Source organism: Marinomonas sp. S3726, from assembly GCF_000967665.1.
In the GTDB taxonomy this organism is placed as follows: Bacteria; Pseudomonadota; Gammaproteobacteria; order Pseudomonadales; family Marinomonadaceae; genus Marinomonas.
The window spans coordinates 345,453-368,098 of the sequence record NZ_JXYC01000012.1; the positions used below are offsets into that span (position 1 = coordinate 345,453).

The 22,646-nt window shown below is 38.0% G+C and carries 22 protein-coding genes; 16 read left to right on the plus strand and 6 right to left on the minus strand.

Going from position 1 to position 22,646, the window contains the following annotated elements; all coding sequences use genetic code 11:
- Positions 1–37 precede the first annotated feature (37 nt).
- The gene (locus tag TW85_RS12155) at positions 38–1,210 is read left to right on the plus strand and encodes an O-succinylhomoserine sulfhydrylase (RefSeq protein WP_046017377.1); all 1,173 of its coding nucleotides are present in this window, start codon (positions 38–40) and stop codon (positions 1,208–1,210) included.
- Between the two features lie 62 nt (positions 1,211–1,272).
- Here TW85_RS12155 and TW85_RS12160 read toward each other — a convergent pair whose 3' ends face one another.
- From TW85_RS12160 to TW85_RS12180, 5 genes are all read right to left on the minus strand, one after another.
- Positions 1,273–1,701 carry a PilZ domain-containing protein gene (locus TW85_RS12160; protein ID WP_046017378.1) on the minus strand — a complete coding sequence of 143 codons (429 nt, stop codon included), beginning with the start codon at positions 1,699–1,701 and terminating at the stop codon, positions 1,273–1,275.
- Between the two features lie 12 nt (positions 1,702–1,713).
- A complete protein-coding gene (locus tag TW85_RS12165) occupies positions 1,714–2,490 on the minus strand; it encodes an OmpA family protein (protein ID WP_046017379.1) in 777 nt (258 codons plus the stop codon).
- On the minus strand, positions 2,487–3,287 hold the full coding sequence (locus TW85_RS12170; RefSeq protein WP_046017380.1) for a MotA/TolQ/ExbB proton channel family protein: 801 nt from the start codon (positions 3,285–3,287) through the stop codon (positions 2,487–2,489). Before TW85_RS12170 ends, TW85_RS12165 begins: the two co-directional genes overlap by 4 nt.
- A gap of 291 nt (positions 3,288–3,578) precedes the next feature.
- The gene (gene paaX, locus TW85_RS12175; protein WP_046017381.1) at positions 3,579–4,499 is read right to left on the minus strand and encodes a phenylacetic acid degradation operon negative regulatory protein PaaX; all 921 of its coding nucleotides are present in this window, start codon (positions 4,497–4,499) and stop codon (positions 3,579–3,581) included.
- 87 nt (positions 4,500–4,586) lie between these two features.
- Complete coding sequence (locus TW85_RS12180) at positions 4,587–5,201, minus strand: phenylacetic acid degradation protein PaaY (RefSeq protein WP_046017382.1); 615 nt, start codon at positions 5,199–5,201, stop codon at positions 4,587–4,589.
- Positions 5,202–5,378: 177 nt separating this feature from the next.
- On the opposite strand from TW85_RS12180, the gene TW85_RS12185 reads away from it, so the two are divergent.
- From TW85_RS12185 to pcaF, 4 genes are all read left to right on the plus strand, one after another.
- Entirely contained in the window at positions 5,379–6,164 is a 786-nt protein-coding gene (locus TW85_RS12185; RefSeq protein ID WP_046017446.1) for an enoyl-CoA hydratase-related protein, read from the plus strand.
- Between the two features lie 86 nt (positions 6,165–6,250).
- A complete protein-coding gene (gene paaG, locus TW85_RS12190) occupies positions 6,251–7,057 on the plus strand; it encodes a 2-(1,2-epoxy-1,2-dihydrophenyl)acetyl-CoA isomerase PaaG (protein ID WP_046017383.1) in 807 nt (268 codons plus the stop codon).
- A 20-nt stretch (positions 7,058–7,077) separates the two neighbouring features.
- On the plus strand, positions 7,078–8,709 hold the full coding sequence (locus tag TW85_RS12195; RefSeq protein ID WP_046017384.1) for a 3-hydroxyacyl-CoA dehydrogenase: 1,632 nt from the start codon (positions 7,078–7,080) through the stop codon (positions 8,707–8,709).
- A gap of 33 nt (positions 8,710–8,742) precedes the next feature.
- Positions 8,743–9,969, plus strand: coding sequence for a 3-oxoadipyl-CoA thiolase (gene pcaF / locus TW85_RS12200; RefSeq protein ID WP_046017385.1), 1,227 nt, complete (start codon positions 8,743–8,745; stop codon positions 9,967–9,969).
- A 944-nt stretch (positions 9,970–10,913) separates the two neighbouring features.
- Here pcaF and TW85_RS12205 read toward each other — a convergent pair.
- Complete coding sequence (locus TW85_RS12205; RefSeq protein ID WP_046017386.1) at positions 10,914–11,393, minus strand: carboxymuconolactone decarboxylase family protein; 480 nt, start codon at positions 11,391–11,393, stop codon at positions 10,914–10,916.
- 80 nt (positions 11,394–11,473) lie between these two features.
- Between TW85_RS12205 and TW85_RS25480 the strand changes: the two genes are divergently transcribed.
- From TW85_RS25480 to TW85_RS12260, 11 genes are all read left to right on the plus strand, one after another.
- Positions 11,474–12,292 carry a helix-turn-helix domain-containing protein gene (locus tag TW85_RS25480; protein WP_052702126.1) on the plus strand — a complete coding sequence of 273 codons (819 nt, stop codon included), beginning with the start codon at positions 11,474–11,476 and terminating at the stop codon, positions 12,290–12,292.
- A 56-nt stretch (positions 12,293–12,348) separates the two neighbouring features.
- On the plus strand, positions 12,349–13,530 hold the full coding sequence (locus TW85_RS12215; protein WP_046017448.1) for an AAA family ATPase: 1,182 nt from the start codon (positions 12,349–12,351) through the stop codon (positions 13,528–13,530).
- Positions 13,531–14,541: 1,011 nt separating this feature from the next.
- A complete protein-coding gene (gene paaA / locus TW85_RS12220) occupies positions 14,542–15,531 on the plus strand; it encodes a 1,2-phenylacetyl-CoA epoxidase subunit PaaA (protein WP_046017387.1) in 990 nt (329 codons plus the stop codon).
- Position 15,532: 1 nt separating this feature from the next.
- Positions 15,533–15,814, plus strand: a complete 282-nt coding sequence (gene paaB, locus TW85_RS12225) for a 1,2-phenylacetyl-CoA epoxidase subunit PaaB (RefSeq protein WP_046017388.1) — start codon at positions 15,533–15,535, stop codon at positions 15,812–15,814.
- Positions 15,815–15,825: 11 nt separating this feature from the next.
- Entirely contained in the window at positions 15,826–16,602 is a 777-nt protein-coding gene (paaC, locus tag TW85_RS12230) for a 1,2-phenylacetyl-CoA epoxidase subunit PaaC (protein WP_046017389.1), read from the plus strand.
- Positions 16,586–17,179: a 1,2-phenylacetyl-CoA epoxidase subunit PaaD gene (gene paaD, locus TW85_RS12235; RefSeq protein ID WP_084616267.1), complete on the plus strand. Its 594-nt coding sequence runs from the start codon at positions 16,586–16,588 to the stop codon at positions 17,177–17,179. The genes paaC and paaD overlap by 17 nt, the downstream gene beginning before the upstream one ends.
- Positions 17,180–17,201: 22 nt before the next feature.
- Positions 17,202–18,299: a 1,2-phenylacetyl-CoA epoxidase subunit PaaE gene (paaE, locus tag TW85_RS12240; protein WP_046017390.1), complete on the plus strand. Its 1,098-nt coding sequence runs from the start codon at positions 17,202–17,204 to the stop codon at positions 18,297–18,299.
- A 62-nt stretch (positions 18,300–18,361) separates the two neighbouring features.
- A complete protein-coding gene (gene paaZ / locus TW85_RS12245; RefSeq protein ID WP_046017391.1) occupies positions 18,362–20,422 on the plus strand; it encodes a phenylacetic acid degradation bifunctional protein PaaZ in 2,061 nt (686 codons plus the stop codon).
- A gap of 326 nt (positions 20,423–20,748) precedes the next feature.
- Positions 20,749–21,336, plus strand: a complete 588-nt coding sequence (locus TW85_RS12250) for a phospholipid scramblase-related protein (RefSeq protein ID WP_046017392.1) — start codon at positions 20,749–20,751, stop codon at positions 21,334–21,336.
- 64 nt (positions 21,337–21,400) lie between these two features.
- On the plus strand, positions 21,401–21,715 hold the full coding sequence (locus TW85_RS12255) for a 4a-hydroxytetrahydrobiopterin dehydratase (RefSeq protein WP_046017450.1): 315 nt from the start codon (positions 21,401–21,403) through the stop codon (positions 21,713–21,715).
- 125 nt (positions 21,716–21,840) lie between these two features.
- Entirely contained in the window at positions 21,841–22,401 is a 561-nt protein-coding gene (locus TW85_RS12260) for a GNAT family N-acetyltransferase (protein WP_046017393.1), read from the plus strand.
- Positions 22,402–22,646: the final 245 nt, after the last annotated feature.

Genomic DNA, 22,646 nt, shown 5'->3' on the forward strand with positions numbered 1-22,646 from the left:
AGATTTTCTACTCTCCATCCCGTGTTAGGAATTTATTATGTCGGAATATAAAGATGCTACCCAAGCGATTCACGCTGGTATCAAACAAACTAATGAGCAGGAAAATAGCGAAGCGATTTTTATGACTTCTAGCTTTGCTTACTCTAGCGCTGAAGAAGCTGCTGCTATGTTTGGTGGTGATATGGATGGCAACGTATATTCTCGATTCACAAACCCAACAGTTGCTTTATTTGAAAAGCGACTTGCCAGCCTAGAAAAAGGTGAAGCAGCGATAGCGACAAGTTCTGGTATGGCTGCATTAATGACACTAGCATATACCTTGCTTAAATCTGGAGACAGAGTTGTTTGCTCTAGAAACATTTTTGGTTCATCAATAAAGTTCTTTGATGCTTACACCACAAAATTTGGTATTGATGTTGTTTATGTTGATGCAACTGATTATGACGGTTGGGCTAAGCTAGTTGATGATAATACGCGTCTTTGTTACTTTGAAACGCCTTCAAACCCTCTGTATGAAGTAGTTGATGTGCAAAGAGTCGCAGATATATGTCATGCTAAAAATGCGCTCTTATGTGTCGATACTGTTGTAGCGACACCGGCATTACAAAATCCACTTACTCAAGGTGCTGATATCGTAATGCAGTCAGCAACTAAATTTATTGATGGTCAAGGGCGCTGTTTAGGTGGTGCTTTAATTTCTAGCCAAGAGATTGTTGATCAATTTACCGGCTTTATGAGAAGTGCAGGGCCTGCAATGAGTCCATTTAATGCATGGACACTACTAAATGGTCTAGAGACCTTGTCATTACGTATGAAGGCTCATTCTACTAATGCAATGAAGTTAGCTCAATGGTTGGAATCTCACCCCAAAGTGATCAAGGTAAATTACGGTGGCCTTGCTAGTCATAAATACCATGAGTTAGCAAAGCAACAGCAAAAAGATTTTGGTGGTTTATTATCATTTGTTGTTGAGGGTGGAAGAGTGTCTGCTTGGAAGGTAATAAATGGAACTAAGTTGATGTCTATTACTGGTAATCTAGGCGACACGAAAACGCTTGTGACGCATCCAGCGACAACCACTCATGGACGCTTAACTGATGAACAAAAAGCTGCGGCAGGTATTGCTGAAGGTTTGGTACGCATTTCAGTAGGTCTTGAAGATATCGAAGATATTATCAATGATTTAAGAGCTGGATTGGATAGCTTGTAAGTTGTCAGTTTTAATCAAAAAAACGACCTTATTAGGTCGTTTTTTTTTATGTCTAAAGAAATTTATTTAGGTTCAAGATCATCATCATCTTGAGCCAAAAATTCGGCTTCTTTTTCAGCCAGCCTTTTTTCAGCTTCTTTTTTAAGTTCAATCTTTTGAACTTCTAATACAAACTTTTCAATGAATTCCTGAACGCTCTCTTGGGTCTTAGTAAACTGCCAACTGGTGGATTCCGTCCTCGCATAAACCATCTTAGCAATGAGTGCGCCGATCTTCTTACCTTTATATGTGACAACAAACTTCATTGAAGTATTTAATTCATATTGAGGGGTGTCTCCTAGAGAGCAGCCGGTAAAACTTAAATCAGTGCAGTTGAAACGAGTGTCACGGTCAATATGAAATACAAGAGGGTAGCCATGCGTATCTACTCTCACTGCATTTCGTTTATTTGAGGATTCATATGTGAATCCAATTTCTTCTAAGTTATCCATTGGTTTAATCGCTTAATTCTTCTCTAAAACAAATTCTACACGCCTGTTTAGGGCTCTATTATCTTCATTATTATTAGGAGCAATAGGGACACTGTCAGCATAACCTGTTGCTGTCATCCTTTGTGGCGCTATTCCTTCTTCTAAAAAGTATCTCAAGACAGTGGTTGCTCTTATTGCTGATAGCTCCCAATTACTAGGGAACTTAACTGTGCGAATTGGAATATTATCCGTATGGCCTTTGATATTGATTGAAAATTCATAATAGAATTGGAACATTCTAATAAGTTCTTCAAAAATATAATCTGCTTGCCAAGAAAGTTCGGATTCACCAGATTCAAATAAGGTTTGGCCATCAACTGTGATGATGAGTTGGTCACCGTTTTGTTGAACAGAGACAACATTGCTTATTTGGGATACCTCCAGCTGTTTGTGAACCTCTGCAGTCATTTCCTCTATTTCTTTTAGCTCTTCCTGCTCCAGTACTTCGGCAGCACCAGCAGTATTAGTTGAGGACGTAATAAAGTCATCATTCACACCAATCTGGTGCTCTTCTGGTTGTACTACGTTCTCACCACCCGCTGAGTGTTTTTCTGGGTCTTGGGTAACATTAGCACCACTACTGTTCATTGCAATTTGAATGGAAGATAGGGCCGACTCTAACGTATATTTAGAGACTTTTGTCATACTAAAAAGCAAGATAAAGAAGACTAAAAGTAGTGACATTAGATCGGCATAGGTAAAAATCCAGTCTGCGACATCTTCTTGTTCAAATAACGGATCATCATTCATTTGCGTGAGCCAGCTGCTTTTTCGTTCTCTTTATCACCTGCCGTTGGTAGTTTTCTTTGTTTGGCCGGTATATATGAAGATAGGCGTTCATAAACCGCTAGGTAGTTATTACTACCCATTAAGCTAACAGTACCATCACGGATGATTTCTAAAGTTTGTATTTCTAGAATTGTTCTTGCTTTAAGTTTACCTGCTATTGGCAAAAAGATAACTGTTGCCATCAAAGAACCATAAAATGTAGTAAGAAGGGCCACCGCCATAGATGGGCCTATCATTTCCGGGTCATCAAGTCTTGATAGCATTTGTATCAAGCCTATCAAGGTGCCAAGCATGCCAAATGCGGGGGCATATGACCCCATTTTTTTGAACACATCTTGTACTACATAATGACGAATTTTTAGTGAATCGATATCCGCTTGTAATGTTTTTCTTATGTAGTCTTCATCATTAGCATCGGACGCCATATTGAGTGCACGCTTTAAGAAAGGTGAATCGGCTTCAACTCGACTTAATGCGATGAGACCTTCACGACGGGCAAGTTTAGTCAATTGAAGCATTGTCGCTATCATGACTTGAGGGTTCTGTTTATCTTGCGAAAAAATGATAAAGCCGGCTTTAAATGCGGCCAAGGTGTCTCGTATCTGAAAGGTAACTAAGGTAGCTGCAAGCGTTCCTCCGATTACAATCATGACACCTGGTATATTGATAAAGATGCTGAAATCATTACTTCCAAGCACAATGGCGTAAAGAATTAAGCCAAAACCCGAAATAATACCAACCAGTGACGTAAAATCCATCTGCAGTGTTACCTTAATAAAATCAAAACGTTAATAATTTAACTCATGTTTTTCTAAAAAACACCTTTGATTAATAAAAGAGTACGAAACTCATGATTTTTTCATCTATTACTGAGTGAATATTAGACAAGAAATGCGAGATAATCGTCAATGTAACAAAGTGTAGTTTTAATGGAGTTTTAAAGCCCAAGAATAATGGCGTGCTTTAATTTGGCGTTATCAATCGGCAAATAAAGCTGTCAAGCAGTAGTCTTGATAGAGCGGGGCTTGATACTAAGTAGAGTTAACTGATTAGAGTCCACCAAATCTTTGATAAAAGCTATCATCTGCTGGAGGTAGTTTACCCATTTCATTTTCCAAATGTTTATCTAGCCAATTATCTGCTTGTGCATATAAAGACTGATATAAACTTCGGCACAATTGTCTTGCTTGATAACCTTCCCATTCATTTGGAAGCAGAGGGTCTGGTAACTGAGGGTCTTTCAAAACAATTTTACGATACTCGTGTATTAGTAATGTTCTTGCGAGATGACACTCTTGATCGGTCAGATTCATATTTTGTTTTATTGTTTGGTGCAAAGGGGTGAATCTAGCAATAAACTGATGGTACCTTTGCGCTAGTTGATCTAAATTCCAACTTTCGTTTACTTGCTTATATAAAGCTTGTGGACTTTTTTCAGAAATTGCTTCGGTTTGCATGACGATGACATCTTGCTGACAATTTAATTCGTTTAGTAAAGCGGTAATGTCATGACGGTTAATTCTAGGATGTAAAAGCACATCATTACCCATTGAACCAAAGCTTAGCCATTCAAGTTCATCTCTAACCTGCTTACGCATATCATTTTTTAACTGATTAAGAAAAACAAGACACCAGCTACCATGCCAATGAGGGGTCTTCATCTGATAAACATGCTCGAAAGCATTTTGAAAGCGTTTAGAGCCAGATTGAGTTAGAGAGTAATAACTGCGTCTGCCTTGTTTATCCGCATTCAGCCAATTTTCATTTACTAATCGATAAACGGATGTTCGTACAAGCCTCTCATTAATACCAAAAGGCGAGAGCAATTCAAATAAACTACCTAACCATACCTTATCTGCTCTTGGAGTAATTGCATCACCAAATAAGCTAATAATAAGAGAGCCTGCACGCAAAGGTCTTTGCTTTTTAAAGTCATCTAACAAAAGTGTTAACTCGATTTGTGCTGACATCTATATATCTCATATTATTGGCGTTAAAAGTCTATGATGAAGCATTATATAGTTCACTAAAGTGCTAAAGCTAATAGAATCATGTATTTACTTCTCATTCGATTCTATTTTTGGTGCCAATGATGTACTTTTTATAAACTCATCCATACGCACTCTATTTTCTTCTACGTGCGCAAGAGGTTGGCATTCCTCTAAGCTTTGAAGGCAGCGTTGGGCTAGGTGTTGATATTCTTCTGTACCAAGCTGTTTCCACTTTATCTCTTTGTCTCTAAGTTTACGTATCACTTTTGCTGGTGAGCCAATGATAAGCGATGCTTCTTCACACTGAAAGCCTGCTTTGACTATCGCACCGGCTCCTACGAGGGAGAATGCAGCAATTTCTGCATTATCTAGGATAACAGCATTCATTCCAATAAGGCTGTCAGTACCAACAATGCAACCATGTAACACTGCGCCATGTCCTACATGTCCGTTCTCTTTAATGACAGTATCTGACTTAGGAAACCCATGTACGACACAGTTGTCTTGTATGTTTGATCCTTTATTCATAACGATACGACCAAAATCTCCCCTTAGAGATGCATTTGGACCAACATAACATTGTTCGCCTACATGAACGTCACCAATGAGTACAGCTGTTGGGTGGACAAATGCATTTGGATGTACCACAGGGCAAATACCATCCAATTTATAACATGGCATAAAAGCTCCCAAGATTTTGTTGAGTTGAAGGTTAATTTGACTTTAATAATATGACACATAAAATCATTAGTCTATAAGTTGACCTGTATCATAAAGTTATTATAATCGAAATAAGCTAACGAATAAGACTAGAGCATAAACCATGATGGTTTAGCCATTAATGAAAGTGATTCTATGATGACAAAAGATCCTGAAGCAGTACTGATTGTTGAAAAAATTGAACAGCACATATGTCTATTAACATTAAATAGACCTAAGCAATTAAATGCGCTCAATAATGAATTATTGGGTCAAATTGCTAAGCAGGTTTCGATTGCTGATGAGAACGATGATATTCATTGCATTGTCATAACAGGCAATAGCAAGGTCTTCGCAGCAGGTGCGGATATTAATGAAATGTCGAATATGAATATGAAGGGACTTTTGTTTGATCAAAGAGTCGATTATTGGCAAACAATTTCAAATTGTAAAAAACCGATTGTCGCAGTGATAAATGGTTATGCCTATGGCGGTGGATGCGAGCTTGCCATGCACGCAGACATTCTTATTGCAGGTGATAACGCTAAATTTGCGCAACCTGAAATTCAGCTCGGCATCATGCCAGGAGCAGGAGGAACCCAAAGGCTTTTTCATGCAGTAGGTAAATCCTTAGCAATGCAAATGACCCTGACTGGCGAGCCCATAAATGCAAGACAGGCACTTGATTCAGGTTTAATAAGTGAAGTGTGTGTACCTGAGTTAAGTTTAGAAAGGGGGTTATCCATTGCAAAGTGTATATCAGAGCAAGCTCAAATAGCGGTAAAACAGATCAAGCAAAGTATTCTCAAAGCACAAGATTGTGATTTATCTACTGGGCTTGCTTTTGAGCGGCAGGCTTTCTGCCTTCTTGCTGCAACGGAAGATAGGCAAGAAGGTTTACATGCTTTCAAAGAAAAAAGAAAGCCAATATTTAAAGGTCGCTAACACTAAGTATTCACATTAATGCTTTTTATAGGCTTTGAATTTTGCTTACGAGCCGACTTCCAGTCAATAAGATAAAGGAATCATTCATGAAAGATAATGCTCAACCGTTCGAAACAATATTGCTTGAAATTAATCAGACCATCGCGGTTCTAACACTCAATAGACCTGAGCAGTTGAATAGCTTTAATGGGCTTATGCATGAAGAGGTACGCTCTGCTCTTAAGTTAATAGAGACAAATAGCAACATTCGGGTTCTTGTCATTACTGGTGCTGGTAGAGGTTTTTGTGCAGGACAAGACTTATCAGATAGAAATGTTGCTCCTGGGAGTGAGGCGCCAGATTTAGGTGAATCGCTGGAGTTAAGATACAACCCTATGATTCGTAAAATTAGAGCCTTACCTATGCCTGTGATATGCGCCGTTAATGGTGTCGCAGCAGGAGCAGGTGCTAACATTGCACTAGCTTGCGATATTGTTTTAGCGGCAAAATCAGCAAGCTTTATACAAGCTTTTTGTAAGCTAGGTTTAATACCAGACTCTGGCGGTACTTGGAGCTTACCCAAATCAATTGGTATGGCACGCGCGAAAGGTTTAGCGCTGTTAGGGGAAAAACTACCTGCTGAAAAAGCTGAATCTTGGGGTTTAATCTGGCGAGCTGTTGAAAATGAATCTCTAATGGATGAGGTAATGTCTATGGCTCAACACTTTTCAGAACAACCAACAAAGGGCTTGGCATTAATAAAACGTGCTTTACATGCGAGTGAGGAGCAAAGCTTTGATGCTCAACTTGATTTAGAACGAGATTTGCAGAGATTAGCAGGCCGATCTGATGATTATCGTGAAGGTGTTAGTGCTTTTATTGAAAAAAGACCAGCGAAGTTCACTGGTAAGTAGCAGAAATGGAGACTAACACTATGACACTATCTAAAGCATTGATAGCAAAGTTTGATAGCACCAGCGTTGTTGCTGTTATAGGTGCTGGCGCTATGGGAGCAGGTATTGCTCAAATTACGGCGCAATCAGGCCATAGGGTATTACTTTTTGATCAGAATGAAGCTGCAATTTTCAAAGCTAAAGAGTCGGTTGCTTTACAGTTACATAAGCGAGTTTTAAAGGGGAAGTTAAGCCAAGAAAATTATGATTTATGTTTAGAAAATATTATCCCGACATATTCAATGGATGAGTTGGCAAGTGCCGATTTAGTCATAGAAGCAATCATAGAGAGCCTAGAAGTTAAGCAGTCTTTATTTCTTGAGTTAGAGTCGATTTGCAAAGAAACCTGCATATTTACCTCAAATACCTCATCTATTTCTATAACATCCATCGCGTCTAAGCTTTCTAGGCCAGAGCGTTTCTTAGGGCTTCACTTTTTTAATCCTGCACCAGTCATGCCATTAGTCGAGGTCATTAGTGGATTAGCAAGTGATCAAGTACTCGCCAAAGTTTTATACAAAGCGTGTATGCGTTGGGGTAAAAAACCTGTTTACGCCAAAAGTAGTCCAGGTTTTATTGTAAACCGAGTTGCACGTCCATTTTATGCAGAAGCATTAAGAATTTTAGATGAACAGGGAGCCAGTATTTCGCAAATAGATGAACTAATGCGAGAGTGTGGCCACTTTAAAATGGGGCCGTTTGAGTTGATGGATCTAATTGGACATGATGTTAATTATGCTGTGACGGAGTCTGTATTTCGCGCCTATTACCAAGATCCCAAGTTTAAACCATCTCTGAGTCAAAAAAGTTTATTAGAAGCAGGGTTTCTTGGAAGAAAAACAGGACGAGGCTTTTATCAATATAATTCCAATGGAGAGAAATACTTACAGAACAATATTACGGATTTACCAATAGATAGAAATTGGACTGAAAGCAAAGCGCCAGATGGGCTTATAAAACAAATACAAGTCACATCAAAACAAGAAAATCAGCCAAGTCAGATGAGTCCAACCAAGGGTTTAATTGAGCGGTTTCTAAGTAATAATTTTTATTTTGATAATGAAACCAATCAAGACTTAGAGCAGCAAATAATTACCATTTTTACATTCGGCGAGGCACATATAGGGTTAACAAATGGCCTTACTGCAACCGAAAGAGCGAAAGAAGAAAAGCTAAATAATTTGGTGTTATTTGACTTGGCATTTGATTACTCAAGCATTACTAAGTTAGCAATTAGTGCTTCAGATAATTGTTCATCACAAGCTCTAGATGATGCCTTTACCTTATTCGATTTAATTGGAATAACGCTAATTAAACTCGATGACATTCCAGGCTTAGTATTAATGAGAACATTGGCAATGTTAACCAATGAAGCGGTAGAAACCCGCTTACAAGGCGTTGCGACAGGTGAAGATATAGATAAGGCAATGTGTGCTGGAGTTAATTACCCTCAAGGGCCAATAGCCTGGGGGCAAAGAGTTGGATTAACTCTTATTCATCAAGTGCTTACAAATCTCCAACTTAGTTATGGCGAAGATAGGTATCGACCCTCATCTTTGTTAAGACGTTTAAGTGTTAGCGGTAAAAAAATAGTAAATGAGCTTGCTCAATAAACAAAATTATAAAAATTACTTTTGGTGTCATAAATGAATCAATTACAAAATGCTTATATTATCGATGCAATTAGAACCCCAATTGGACGATATGCTGGATCTCTTTCGAGTGTGAGAGCCGATGATTTAGGTGCTATTCCAATCAAATCACTCATGTCTCGTAATCATACTGTGAATTGGAGCAAAGTGGACGATGTTATATTAGGCTGCGCTAACCAAGCTGGAGAAGATAATAGAGATGTAGCAAGAATGAGCGCCTTATTAGCAGGCCTTCCTATTTCTGTTTCGGGTACCACTATTAACCGATTATGCGGTTCGGGTATGGATGCCGTTGGGTATGCTGCTAGGGCGTTAAAGACAAATGAAAGTGCTTTGATGATAGCTGGTGGCGTTGAGTCAATGTCTAGAGCACCTATGGTCATGGGGAAAGCTGAAAGCGCTTTTAGTCGTCAAGCTGAACTTTTTGATACTACGATAGGCTGGCGTTTTATAAACCCCTTAATGGAAGAAAAGTATGGTGTAGATTCTATGCCAGAAACGGCTGAAAATTTAGCGCAAAAATACCAAATAAGTCGCCATGATCAAGATACTTTTGCTTATTTAAGCCAAGAAAAAACAGCTAAAGCGCAAACTGAAGGGCGCTTTGAACAAGAAATCACGCCAGTCTTGATTAAACAGAGAAAGAAAGAAGACAGGGTGATTGATCAAGATGAGCACCCAAGGTTAACCAGCTTAGACAAGTTAGCTCAACTTAAAGCACCCTTTAGGAATGAAGGCAGTGTAACAGCAGGAAATGCGTCTGGTGTAAACGATGGCGCTTGTGCTTTGCTTTTGGCTAATGATGAAGCCATCACTGAGCATGGCTTGAAGCCAAGAGCAAAGATACTTGCTATGGCGACTACAGGTGTTGAACCTAAGTTTATGGGGATTGGTCCAGTACCAGCAACACAAAAAGTATTGAGGCAACTTGGTTTATCATTAGATGACATGGATGTCATTGAATTGAACGAAGCCTTTGCTGTTCAAGCTCTTGCTGTTATTCGTAACTTAGACTTAGATGAAAATGATTCTAGGATTAATCCCAATGGCGGCGCAATTGCATTAGGGCACCCTTTAGGTATGAGTGGTGCTCGTTTAATTACCACTGCGTTACATGAACTAGAATTAAGAGCTAGCAAGGGTGAGAGGTCAAAATATGCGCTTTGTACAATGTGTGTAGGTGTCGGTCAGGGGATTGCAATTGTGATAGAGCGAATTTAGTTTGCTTTTCTGCGGTTAAACCTTAAGTGATGAAACAATGCCTTTAATGATTAGTTCTGACCTTTAAAGGCATTCATATAAGAAGCAAAATATTATGATTTGAGGGATGATTTGTATAAATATAATCGTCTTTATTGAGAGGTTAAGTATAAAAGCTTCAATTTTATGCTTTGAACAAACTTCTTCACTAAATTTTATGCGTGTATTTTTCATTATTATTTCTGTCGACAACTTATTAGTTAAGGTATTCCTTAAATAATTGCTAAGCGCCTAACCTACACTTTCCCTGCCAAAAGCATTCATTGCTTTGTGATAATTATTTATGATTTTTAAAAAGCTAAAACCAACTTATCTTATTATTTGTTGCTTGACGAATAGGTGTTGAGAGAATCGATAGAAGTAATAAAATTACGTGCTTTTTCGCTGGAAATGAAAAAAAACAAGTATGAAATATGAGTAAAACAGTATGATTTTCAGTGCTTTAAGGGCTTTAAGGGCTTTAAGGGCTTTAAGGGCTTTAAGGGCTTTAAGGGCTTTAAGGGCTTTATGGTTACTTTTAGTTATTTTTACTTGTTTGACTATAACCCAAATAGAGGCTCTTTACGGGAATTAATAGGTGCTTTCGAAACTATGAGAAGAGACGATTCTAGATAGCAATTTACTCAGATTCTAAAGCACATTTATTTTAACAACTTTGCCGATGTTAATCCTATAATCTAAGTTATACAGGGATGCCTTGTTATAAAATTAGTTATAGATAAAATACTTTCATATTTCAAAAAAAAATAAAAAACGCCATTTATATTTCAAAATACTTTGTAAGTTTAAAGTAAATGCGGATAGTATGGCCACCGATCTTCGAAATAGACAATAGATGGCCAATTTAGCGCTTAAGTATTTACTCTACTTAAATTGCCATTATTTCAATAAACAATCTAGAGTGATCAAAGGTCGAAGTTGCCAACTTGATAGCCGCCTACTTCGGGCTTAAAACTTATTGCTATACGGTTCCAGCTATTTATCGTGGTAATAACCAACGTCAAATCTACCAGCTGCTCTTCTGAGAAATGCTCTCTCGTTGACTTATACAGTTGATCATCAATTTCATTTTGATGAATTAATGTATTTGCTTCGGCCCAAGCTAACGCTGCACGTTCTTTTTCACTAAAGAAGTTTGTTTCTCTCCATGCTATCAAGCTATGTAACCTTTGCTCTGTTTCACCTAATGCTCTTGCATCCTTACAGTGCATATCAAGACAGTAAGCGCAGCCATTAATCTGTGATACACGTATTTTTACTAATTCTGATAGGGTGCTATCCAAAGTATTTTTGATTTTGTAACAGCTAGAAATATACTTTTCAGCTTCAATTAAAGTGTTCATTGCGCCAGGGGATGCTTGAAAATGGTTAAGTCTTTGTGACATGGTATCGCTCCTTAATGGATTAATCGTATGAAGCAAGATTAGACTTAGCGCTTTATTAAAAATTGGATAAAAACGACTTAATGCCAACACTTGATGATATTAATTATCTTAAAATCTCTCCAGAACCGCCTTTGGGTGATTATGTACAAGCCATATGGTTGGCACGGCATGATAAGAACAAAGAGGTATTAGCCTTTAGTTTGTTAAGCGATTGTGGTTCTTGCATTTTGTTTAACTATGGTGATGAGATTAGATTAACAAGGAATAATCACTCGCACAGGATTTCAAAACAGGCCGCGGTAGTAGGACCAAGCAAAGCGCTTTTTGAGATTGGTTTTAATAATCAAATTTGCACACTCGGTATTAATTTTCACCCCGGTACTGGTTGTGCTTTCTTAGAGAGTGGAATGGAGCAATTGATTGATATAATAGACATTTCTAATGAAACACGTTTTGCAAATGCTTATCATATGTACATCAAATTTGAAACTAAAATTAAAGCGGAAACAGGTGAAAGCTTACTGAGAAAAGTAGAAGAAGGTTTAATTAGTAACTTGTCTAATTATCACTTACAAGCACAGGATAAATTAGAATCTCTCATTACTCTTTTTAAGCGCGAACAGGATATGCCATTAGAGTTATTAGCGGATATGTCTGGTGTTTCCGCTAGAGAAATTCAAAGAAAATTTAAACAGTACGTTGGTATCAGTCCAAAAGTTTATCAAAGGCTCATGAAGCTAAATAAGGTTAAAGGTAGGCTATCAAGTGGGGATTATGAAAGCTTAACTCAGTTAGCAATTGATAATGGCTATTATGATCAAGCCCATTTTATACGAGAGTTTAAATACTTTATGAAACTCACGCCAAAACAGTACCGAAAATTAAAGGAAAACAAATAAATTGAGCGCGCTCAATTAATTCGTCTTGTTAATAAGACATCAAAATGGAAGCTTTCATGTTAAACACGCTATCGATTTCAAATTATCGCTCATTAGTTAAGTTAGTTATCCCTTTAGGTCGACTTAATTTGATAACGGGCGCCAATGCTAGTGGTAAGTCTAATCTATATAAAGCCTTGAGATTATTAGCTGAAACTGCCCAAGGAGGAGTTGTCAACGCTCTCGCAAAAGAAGGAGGGCTTGAGGCTTGTTTTTGGGCTGGGCCAGAAGTTATTTCAGATAGAATGAGACGAAGTGAGATCCCTATACAGGGTGGACCAAGAAGCAAGGCGAAACGTTTAAGGCTAGGCTTCACAGGAGATGACTTTGGATATTCAATTTCTTTAGGTTTACCTAAACCGAGTAATTCTGCTTTTTCATTAGATCCTGAGATTAAAAGAGAATGTATTTGGGCGTGTCGCTCTGGCTCAAGTACATATCGTCCAGCATCGTCTCTCATCGACAGAGATACAAGCTTGATTAAAATTAGAGAAAAGCGTAATTGGCAGGTAATGAGTCAAAATATAGCTACTTTCGATAGTATTTTTAGTCAGATATCTGACCCAGATAAAACGCCAGAAGTAATCACTCTAAGAGATAATATTAGACATTGGCGTTTTTATGATCACTTTAGAAGTGACATGGATGCGCCTGCAAGGCATGCTCAATTAGGGACAAGAACGCCAGTTTTACATCATGATGGTCGAGATCTTGCCGCTGCACTGCAAACGATTAATGAAATTGGGAGTCATGAGGCTCTGGCTGACGCCATTAGTGATGCGTTTCCAGGAGCGCATTTAAAGATAGCGATAAAAGAAGATGCTCGTTTCGCGATCGAGTTTTACCAATATGGCTTGTTAAGACCTTTATCCGGGCAGGAGTTATCAGATGGTACTTTACGGTACTTGTTATGGGTGGCGGCACTATTAACACCAAGACCTCCACCATTAATGGTACTTAATGAGCCTGAAACAAGTTTACATCCAGATTTATTGCCTGCTTTGGCAAGGCTTATCATCAGCGCTTCTGAACGAACTCAAGTCTGGGTCGTATCTCATGCTTCAAGGCTTATTGCTGCTCTTGAAGAGCATGAAGATTGTCATAGTATCCGCTTAAAAAAAGAGTTGGGGGAAACAAGCGTTGTGGGTCAAGGTATGCTTGATGAGCCACATTGGGTATGGCCAGATGCGAGTAAATAGTGTCAAGTTTGATGAACCTGACACAAATATTAATTGTTAGTCATGGTGTCCCTAATGTGGCATTTGATAATGACTTGAGTTTGTTATCTTAAGCTCAACATGGGCGCATTAAACTGGCCATGTTTGCCGTATTAACTCTTAATTTAGCGAACCCGTTTTCTGCCACATCGTGATGGAATTTATATACTGATACTAGAATATCAGCATTGAGAGTGAAGTTTTTGTCAAAAGGCTCTTCAGAAAATGCCATATTTACAGAGTTACGAATGTCATTAATAAGGGTCAGATATTTATCTATATTCTTACGTGAAACTATGTTTTCGAGTCCTGTGTTGAGATACTTCCTTAACCTTCTTATAATTATTCTCAAGTGGTGCTATTTCAAGTGCGCCGACTAATCTGAAGTAAGGGATAAAGTCCTCTGGTTTAATCGCATCAGGGTAATGATGTACACCTTTACCTTCCAATAAGAAGATTTAATTTTCAATATTATGATTATCCGCACTATTAGGGAGTGGGCGTTACGCTATTCAAGCCGATTGATTCACTACAAATGATGTCTAGTTGAGTGATGAAGTATCAAGCTTTGTTAGTCCTTTTACTTCAACTAGCTTTTCTTAACTAGATGACACTTCTATTTCGGGAGGTGGATTTTAGGGCTAAATATGTTCTTTTTTTCACGCATATCTAGCTGATATCCATTTCATATAACTCTCCGATATAACTTCTTAAGTCTTGTTTCAACGTGATACTTGTTTGGCATAAGAGGCTTAATTTTTAAATTTACACTTTAAAATACTCATTAGGATACACAATAAAGCCTTTTTCTATAATTATTGTGCTGTATTTTTATCATTCTAAAACAATTAGTTATCCAATTAATTGTTAAATTTAGCGCTGTAAAAATAATTAACGACACATAATTTTATTGTTTTTGATCTTTATTGTGTCATAAACTTAATGCAAGTTAGTTAAACCTAATAGCCAAAATTAGTAGTTATAGAGGTGGTAATGTACGCTCAACTTGTCGAAACAGGGGTTAAAAAAGTCAAAAGTCAGGATGAAATGAGTCAGGACGAGAGTGACTTTCAAGCAAAAATAGATGCTGAAATTAAAATTGAAGCTAAGAATTGGATGCCCGAAGCTTATAGAAAGACTTTGATAAGGCAGATCTCTCAGCATGCCCATTCTGAAATTGTTGGTATGTTACCAGAAGGGAATTGGCTAACGCGTGCGCCAACTTTAAAGCGTAAATTGCAGCTATTAGCAAAAATACAAGATGAGGCCGGTCATGGCCTATATCTATACAGTGCAATGGAAACACTAGGTGCAGATAGGGATTTAGAAATAGAAAAGCTGCATACAGGAAAAGCAAAGTATTCGAGTATTTTTAATTATCCAACCCTAAATTGGACTGATATGGGGGCGATAGGCTGGCTGGTAGACGGCGCAGCCATAGTCAATCAAGTGGTATTACAAAGAACCTCTTATGGCCCTTATTCACGTGCCATGGTGCGAATTTGCAAAGAAGAAAGCTTTCATCAGCGCCAAGGCTACGAAATTTTATTAACCATAATGCAGCATGGTACAGTTGCACAAAAAGCCATGGTTCAGGATTCAATTAATCGTTTATGGTGGCCGTCTCTTATGATGTTTGGCCCTACAGATGATGACTCTCCTAATTCTAAGCAATCCCTAGCTTGGAAAATTAAACGTAAATCAAATGATGAATTACGCCAAATGTTTATCGATCAAACGATTCCTCAACTTGAATTTCTAGGCTGTACCGCACCTGATCCGGACTTAAAGTGGAATGAAGAAACGGGGCACTATGATTTTGGTGAAATTGATTGGGGTGAGTTTTACGCCGTGTTAAAGGGCAATGGTCCTTGTAACCAAGAAAGATTAGCTAAACGTAAAAGTGCGATTGATAAGGGTGCTTGGGTAAGGGAAGCCGCTGTTGCCTATGCCAAAAAACAAGAATTAATGAAGGGAGCTTAAGATGTCAGAGTATCCATTATATGAAGTGTTTGTACGAAGTAAACATGGTCTGAACCACAAGCATGTAGGTAGTGTTCATGCGATAGATGATGCCATGGCAATGGAAAATGCAAGAGAGCTTTACACCAGACGTTGCGAAGGTGTCAGTATTTGGGTTGTTCCTTCAAAAATGATTACAGCCTCTGCACTAGATGATAAAGAGGCCTTGTTTGATCCATCTGAAGACAAGGTATATCGCCATGCTTCTTTTTATGAGTTACCTGATGAAGTCGGTCACATGTAAGGATGAATACCATGATTAAAAATACCAAGCCTGTTGATGCTTTATTTATTTACCTGTTGCGACTGGCTGACTCTAATTTAATTCTATCGCAAAGGTTATGCGAACTTTGCGGTGATGCACCTTCTTTAGAAGAAGAGTTAGCAATTAGTAATGTTGCGCTAGATTTAATTGGACAAGCAAAAAATTGGTATGAGTACGCCAGTGAATTAGATCCATTAAAGCGCACAGTAGACCATTTAGCCTTTCGACGTGATGCCCATGAGTTTTATAACGTCCTTTTAGTTGAACAAAAAAATGGCAACTTTGCTGAAACAATTACTAGACAGTTTTTCTTCGATGCCTGGCATTTATCGATATTAGAGTCGTTACAGGACTCAAAAGATGAGCGTATTAAGTCTATTGCTAGTAAAGCAGTGAAAGAAGTTTCTTATCACCTAAGGCGTTCGAGTCAATGGATGATTCGATTAGGTGATGGAACTGAACTAAGTCACGAAAAAATGCAATCAGCGATAAATCAATTATGGCGATTTACTGGTGAACTTATAACGAGTGATCACCTTGAAGATGCTTTAGAGCGAGATGGGCTTATCCCTGACCCCCATAAAATATTTGGTTTGTGGAAGCATTCAATCGAGACAGTGCTATCGCAAGCTAAGTTAGTTAATCCTGATTATGATGCCTGGATGTACAAAGGTGGTAAACAAGGGGAACACACCGAGTTATTGGGTTTTATTTTAGCTGAAATGCAATATCTGCAGAGGGCATATCCAGATGCAAAAGTATGGTAGGCCTTCACCTAAATCATTGATAGATAGCACTCCTTATCAAAACTCGACTAAGAAGCAAATTTTAGCTACAGATATTCTAGGTGATCTTAGTAAACCTCTTGAGTATGACGAGACATCTATCTGGCAAGTTCTAACTCAAGTACAGGATCCAGAAATTCCGACAGTTAGCATTGTTGATTTAGGCATTGTTCGTAGTGTAAGTCTTAGCTTAAGACAAATTTCTGTTGAGGTAACACCTACTTATTCAGGTTGTCCTGCAACTGATCTCATCAATGATTTGATTTTAGAGGCATTGGGTCATGCTGGTTATCAGAACATTAAAATAGAACAGGTTCTGTCTCCCGCTTGGACGAGTGATTTTATTACAAGCACAGGGCGAAAAAAGCTGGTAGACGCAGGAATAGCACCTCCTAAAGGGCTTGTTTCTAAACCAAGTTTAATAGACCGAGAGATTTCGTGTCCCCATTGTAATAGTGAAAATACTAGATTAATAAGCGAATTTGGTTCGACAGCATGTAAGGCATTATATCAATGCCATGATTGTCGTGAGGCCTTTGATTATTTTAAGTGTATTTAACACTGGATGAGTATTAAATGTTATGAACAAATTTTACCCGCTAACAATTAGTAAGATACAAAGAGAGACGCGCGATGCTGTCTCTATTCATTTTTCAGTGCCTGATGAATTAGAAGACAAATTCAATTATGAACAGGGTCAGTATCTAGTTTTTAAAAAACACATTGAGGGTACTGATGTAAGGCGCTCTTATTCTATTTGTTCAAGTGTTAACGATGAGCAGCTTAGAGTCGGTATAAAGCAGGTTCAGAATGGTCTCTTTTCTAGTTTTGCAAATCATGATCTTAAAGAAGGGGATACACTTGAAGTAATGCCTCCTCAAGGTAGGTTTGGTGCCAGTTTGAGTCTAGCTATTGATTCAAAAACATCTGAGAGTAAACATATTTTAGCTGTTGCCGCCGGTAGTGGTATTACTCCTATTTTATCTATTATAAAAACCTGCTTAGAACAAGATGCAAAGAGTCAAGTGACTCTATTGTATGGTAATCGTTCAACAGCCAGCTCCATGTTTCGTAACGAATTAGAAGATTTAAAAAATGCCTACATGGATAGATTTAATCTTGTGTTTATCTTTAGTCGTGAGACACAAGATATAGATCTCTATAACGGGCGTATCGATGCGAACAAGTGTCAATTGCTATTGAAAAGGTTAATGCAGGTTAGCGAATTATCAGGAGCTTTCATTTGCGGCCCTCAATCCATGACAGAACAAGTGGCCAATAGCCTGATTGAGCAAGGCCTTGATAAGGATAAAGTACACTTTGAATTATTTCACACAGAATCAGATTCGACAGAAAGGCGTCAAAAAAATCAAGAAAATCTAGCCGTTCAAACCTTCGAGAAGAGCGATATTACCGTGATTCATGACGGTAGAGAAATGCAGTTTGAATTAGCTCATAACTCAAAAACAATTCTTGAAGCAGGTAATGATATTGGTGCCGATTTACCATATTCCTGCACCGCTGGTGTTTGCTCTACCTGTAAAGCAAAAGTCATTGAAGGTGAAGTAGAAATGGATGTGAATTTCGCACTTGAAGACTATGAAGTTGAAGCTGGCTATGTGCTCTCGTGCCAATGTTATCCCATTACGAACAAAGTCGTACTGAGTTACGACCAGTAAGCTTTTATCCCCAAAATAATAATTAGTTTAATTGCTAAACGAATAAGCAAATAGAGGTTTTCATGAAGATAATCCAAAGTTTTTTAAATGGCCAATGGATAGGTGAAGAAAAGAAGAGCGCATTAAAAAGCGCCATTAATGGTGATGTAATTGGTTATATCCATGCCGAGCTGCCTGATTTCGAAGAAGCAACTGACTATGCAAGAAAAAAAGGCCAAGCCTCATTAATGCAGATGGATTTTCAGCAAAGAGCTACCTGTCTTAGAAATCTTGCCAAGTACCTACTAGAGCATAAAGAGTCACTCTATTTATTATCTCGTGAAACTGGTGCAACACGTGGAGATAGCTGGATAGATATTGAAGGTGGTTTCGGTACCTTGTTCGCTTATGCCAGTATGGGGAGAAACCAGCTTCCATCAGGCAACCTAATTCACCAAGGAAGCGCTATGCCCTTGGGCAAAAACAATGATTTTGCAGGTACTCATATTTTAGTGCCAAAAGGTGGCGTTGCTGTACATATTAATGCATTTAACTTTCCTATCTGGGGGATGCTTGAAAAGTTTGCGCCTTGCTTCCTTGCTGGTATGCCTTGCATTGTTAAACCTGCCAGTGCGACAAGTTATTTAACTGAAGCCACGGTTCGTTTAATGAATGAATCTGGTCTGCTCCCCGAGGGGTCTTTACAACTTATTATTGGTAGTACAGGAAACCTATTAGACCATCTTATCGAACAAGATGTTGTAACATTTACAGGTTCCGCACAAACCGCTCGTCTATTAAAAAACAATGACAATATTATAAAACGTTCAATTCCATTTAATGCCGAGGCGGATTCTCTTAACGCAGCTATTCTCGCTCCAGATATTAATCTAGAAGATACTGAAATAGACTTGTTTGTTCGTGAAGTCTTTAAAGAGATGACAACAAAAGTTGGTCAAAAATGTACGGCTATCAGACGCATAATTGTTCCAAGAGAAATTATGCCTCACGTTATCGATAAGTTAAGCCAGAAACTTGCCAAAGTGACTTACGGTGATCCTGATGTAGAAGGCGTTAGAATGGGAGCGTTAGCATCAATTGAACAGCTTGAAGATGTTAAAGCAAAAATAGCAGAGTTACGAGAAACGAGTGAACTTGTTTATTCTCAGGATACCAAACCTCAAGGTGTTGGCTGCCAGAAAGGTGCATTTATCTCTCCACATCTATTTGTTAATCATCAACCTTTAATCAATTGTGCAGCACATGATGTTGAAGCATTTGGTCCAGTTGCGACCATGATGCCTTACGATACAATTGATGAGGCGATAGCAATTGCAGCCTTAGGTAAAGGGAGTTTGGTAACGACGCTATGTACTAAAGACCCAATGATAGCGGCTCAAATGATTCCACAATTAGCAGCTTTGCATGGCAGGCTGCATATTCTTGATGCGCAGGCCGCACTTGAATCGACTGGTCATGGTTCTCCTTTGCCATTTTTGAAGCACGGTGGTCCAGGCAGAGCTGGTGGAGGAGAGGAGTTAGCAGGTATTAATGCTGTATATCATTATATGCAGAAGGCCGCGATTCAAGGTTCACCAACCATGTTAAGTGCTGTTACTGGCGAATATGTAAGAGGTGCGAACATAATAGAAACTGACGTACACCCGTTTAAGCGTAGTTTTGAGTCGGTTCAAATTGGTGAGTCATTGTTGACCCATAGACGTACGGTGACTGAAGCGGACATTGTTAATTTTGGCTCCTTATCGGGTGATCACTTTTATATGCATTTTGATGATATTGCTGCCAAAGAATCACAATTCGGTGAACGTATTGCTCATGGGTATTTTGTTTTATCAGCTGCTGCTGGGTTATTTGTCGACCCAGGTGTGGGCCCAGTACTTGCTAACTATGGGCTTGATAATTTGCGTTTTATTGAGCCTGTTCCAATCGGGACAACAATACGTGCAAGGTTAACGTGTAAACGTAAAATCGACCAAGGAAAAGAGTCAAAGGACGGAAAGCCACAAGGGGTTATCGTTTGGGATGTACAAGTCACTGATCAAGATGATGTGCTGGTGGCGAGTTATGACATTTTAACTCTAGTGGCGAAAGAGATGAACGAGTCAATAAATATGCATCCCTAGTATCAAAGACTCAAAATTATACAGTATGGTTTCTTTGATATTAGATGAACTGTACTGTATATTTATACAGTTATTTTAATCCTTACATAAAAACCGCACTAAAATTTGCATTCTTTAAAGATTCTGTTCATTAAATATACTAATAAGAACAGAATTAATGACTTTTCTTAAATAAATTAAAAATACAGATACTGTATTTTTATACAGTGTTTTGTTTGTGTGGATAATTTCGACTCAGCCAATTCTATAATTCGAATTACTTATTCAAGATCAATCTCTTGGTGAATGTGATAAATTGATACTTTAAAAATTAATAGGGTATCAATGTGAGCCAGGTAATTAATAAAAATCTTTTTTTAGTCAAAGAACATATAGGCTTATTCAAAGCGGCTAATAACTTTGATATTTATGATCCTGAGAATGGCGAATTGATCATGGAGTGTCGCGAACCTAACTTAGGCTGGATTACTAAATTATTACGTTTTACTGATTATAAAAGGATGACTCCTTTTGATGTGCAAATCAGAACGCCTGATGATCAAAGAGTCGTCCGCATCACCCGTGGCATCTCCTTCTTTTTATCTAAAGTTGAAGTAAGAAATGAAAACAATGAACTAATAGGTGGATTTAAGCAGAAGTTTTTATCCATTGGTGGTCGCTTTGATGTTCTTGATAAACAAGATAACGTAATTTGTACTTTATCTGGAAAATGGACTGGTTGGGACTTTTACTTTAAACGTGATGATCAAGAATTTGCTCATGTATCAAAAAAATGGGCTGGGATTGGACAAGAGCTTTTTTCAAGTGCAGATAATTACATACTAAAAATAGCAGAGGAAATAGAAGCAGATCATGACGTGAGAAAGCTAATTCTAGCTGCTGTTATGTGTATAGATATGGTTCTAAAAGAATAAAGGTGTTTTACAAACAGAGCCCAGTAAACAAGAATTAATGAAACCTCTAATAAAGGGTAAGCTGATGAGAATAACGAAAATTTCAGACAAACAACTTCTCGAAAAACTCGCTGAGCTTAATTTTGATGATGAGGTTCAATGGTTCATAAAAGACGAAAAGTTAACTAAAAATTTTAAGTTTAGTCATTTTCAATCTGCATTTAGTTTTATGACAATGTGTGCTCTGTATTGTGAAAAGATTGATCATCACCCTGAGTGGACAAACAGTTTCAATCAAGTTGATGTTCAGTTGAGCACGCATTCAGCGAAAGGAATAACCTCAAAAGATTTTGAATTAGCCGAATATATGGACAATGCGTTTAAACACTTTTCAATTTAGGTCCTTATTAGCTTGAAAACTGGTCTTATAAAATTAATTTATCTAATAACAGCGAAATTCTCTCTTTGTGGCTATAGTGTTTCTTGATTACGAAAATATGACAGAAAGGCGTCAAGGAGAGAGAAATGGAATTTATATCGCCAACAAGCGTACTCGAAAGTGCTTTCTTACGTTTTTACAAAGACTTCGAGTCTAGTGATCCTATTAATTCACTAAATTATGAAACAGCTCGTATTGGTTTCAAATCTTATGTTAATCAATTAAAAGACGAAGCGCAGGGAATCTATAACGCAGAAGGTAAAGTGCGCTGTAACCATTATTGGTTGATAAATAAGCATGATGAAATCATGGCTGTATTGAGAATACGACACCATATCGACACACCATTCCTAGCGTCAGAAGGTGGGCATATTAGTTTGGATGTTTCACCTTGTTTTAGAAACCAAGGCATTGCTAAACATGCCCTAAACCTAGCGAAACAAAAATTAAAGCGTTTAGATATAGAAGAAGCGCTTATCACTGCTCCAGAATCTAATGTAGCCGCTCGCAAAGCAATTGAAGCAAGCGGAGGTAAATTAGAGTCAATAATAAAGAGTAAAGTTAGCTTTAAACCTGTTGTAAGGTACTGGATCAGCACAAAAACAAAACAAACTAATCAGGAGTTTAAGTTTGCCGAATTGGTTTAATTAATCACATCCCCTTCATTTGCGGAAGCTAGCTAGAAAATTAGCTTGCTTCTGTATCTTCTTTTATTCTTTCTAAACCTCTCTATACGCTCTTATATTAATAGGCCATCACTATTTGAGTCTCAAATTGAGAATCACATCACAAAAAACGCAGTCTTTAAATTGTTAATCAAAAGCAAAAATTACTTAACTTATTGCTATTAAAGCCTAAAATTAAACTGGCTTAAAAACTGCTGAATAGTAAT

What these genes read in the sequence shown, in the direction of transcription:
- TW85_RS12155 (WP_046017377.1), top strand. Translation starts at nt 38, where the DNA reads ATGTCGGAATATAAAGATGCTACCCAAGCGATTCACGCTGGTATCAAA.
- TW85_RS12160 (WP_046017378.1), bottom strand. Translation starts at nt 1,701, where the DNA reads ATGGATAACTTAGAAGAAATTGGATTCACATATGAATCCTCAAATAAA.
- TW85_RS12165 (WP_046017379.1), bottom strand. Translation starts at nt 2,490, where the DNA reads ATGAATGATGATCCGTTATTTGAACAAGAAGATGTCGCAGACTGGATT.
- TW85_RS12170 (WP_046017380.1), bottom strand. Translation starts at nt 3,287, where the DNA reads ATGGATTTTACGTCACTGGTTGGTATTATTTCGGGTTTTGGCTTAATT.
- paaX (WP_046017381.1), bottom strand. Translation starts at nt 4,499, where the DNA reads ATGTCAGCACAAATCGAGTTAACACTTTTGTTAGATGACTTTAAAAAG.
- TW85_RS12180 (WP_046017382.1), bottom strand. Translation starts at nt 5,201, where the DNA reads ATGCCATGTTATAAATTGGATGGTATTTGCCCTGTGGTACATCCAAAT.
- TW85_RS12185 (WP_046017446.1), top strand. Translation starts at nt 5,379, where the DNA reads ATGACAAAAGATCCTGAAGCAGTACTGATTGTTGAAAAAATTGAACAG.
- paaG (WP_046017383.1), top strand. Translation starts at nt 6,251, where the DNA reads ATGAAAGATAATGCTCAACCGTTCGAAACAATATTGCTTGAAATTAAT.
- TW85_RS12195 (WP_046017384.1), top strand. Translation starts at nt 7,078, where the DNA reads ATGACACTATCTAAAGCATTGATAGCAAAGTTTGATAGCACCAGCGTT.
- pcaF (WP_046017385.1), top strand. Translation starts at nt 8,743, where the DNA reads ATGAATCAATTACAAAATGCTTATATTATCGATGCAATTAGAACCCCA.
- TW85_RS12205 (WP_046017386.1), bottom strand. Translation starts at nt 11,393, where the DNA reads ATGTCACAAAGACTTAACCATTTTCAAGCATCCCCTGGCGCAATGAAC.
- TW85_RS25480 (WP_052702126.1), top strand. Translation starts at nt 11,474, where the DNA reads ATGCCAACACTTGATGATATTAATTATCTTAAAATCTCTCCAGAACCG.
- TW85_RS12215 (WP_046017448.1), top strand. Translation starts at nt 12,349, where the DNA reads ATGTTAAACACGCTATCGATTTCAAATTATCGCTCATTAGTTAAGTTA.
- paaA (WP_046017387.1), top strand. Translation starts at nt 14,542, where the DNA reads ATGTACGCTCAACTTGTCGAAACAGGGGTTAAAAAAGTCAAAAGTCAG.
- paaB (WP_046017388.1), top strand. Translation starts at nt 15,533, where the DNA reads ATGTCAGAGTATCCATTATATGAAGTGTTTGTACGAAGTAAACATGGT.
- paaC (WP_046017389.1), top strand. Translation starts at nt 15,826, where the DNA reads ATGATTAAAAATACCAAGCCTGTTGATGCTTTATTTATTTACCTGTTG.
- paaD (WP_084616267.1), top strand. Translation starts at nt 16,586, where the DNA reads ATGCAAAAGTATGGTAGGCCTTCACCTAAATCATTGATAGATAGCACT.
- paaE (WP_046017390.1), top strand. Translation starts at nt 17,202, where the DNA reads ATGAACAAATTTTACCCGCTAACAATTAGTAAGATACAAAGAGAGACG.
- paaZ (WP_046017391.1), top strand. Translation starts at nt 18,362, where the DNA reads ATGAAGATAATCCAAAGTTTTTTAAATGGCCAATGGATAGGTGAAGAA.
- TW85_RS12255 (WP_046017450.1), top strand. Translation starts at nt 21,401, where the DNA reads ATGAGAATAACGAAAATTTCAGACAAACAACTTCTCGAAAAACTCGCT.
- TW85_RS12260 (WP_046017393.1), top strand. Translation starts at nt 21,841, where the DNA reads ATGGAATTTATATCGCCAACAAGCGTACTCGAAAGTGCTTTCTTACGT.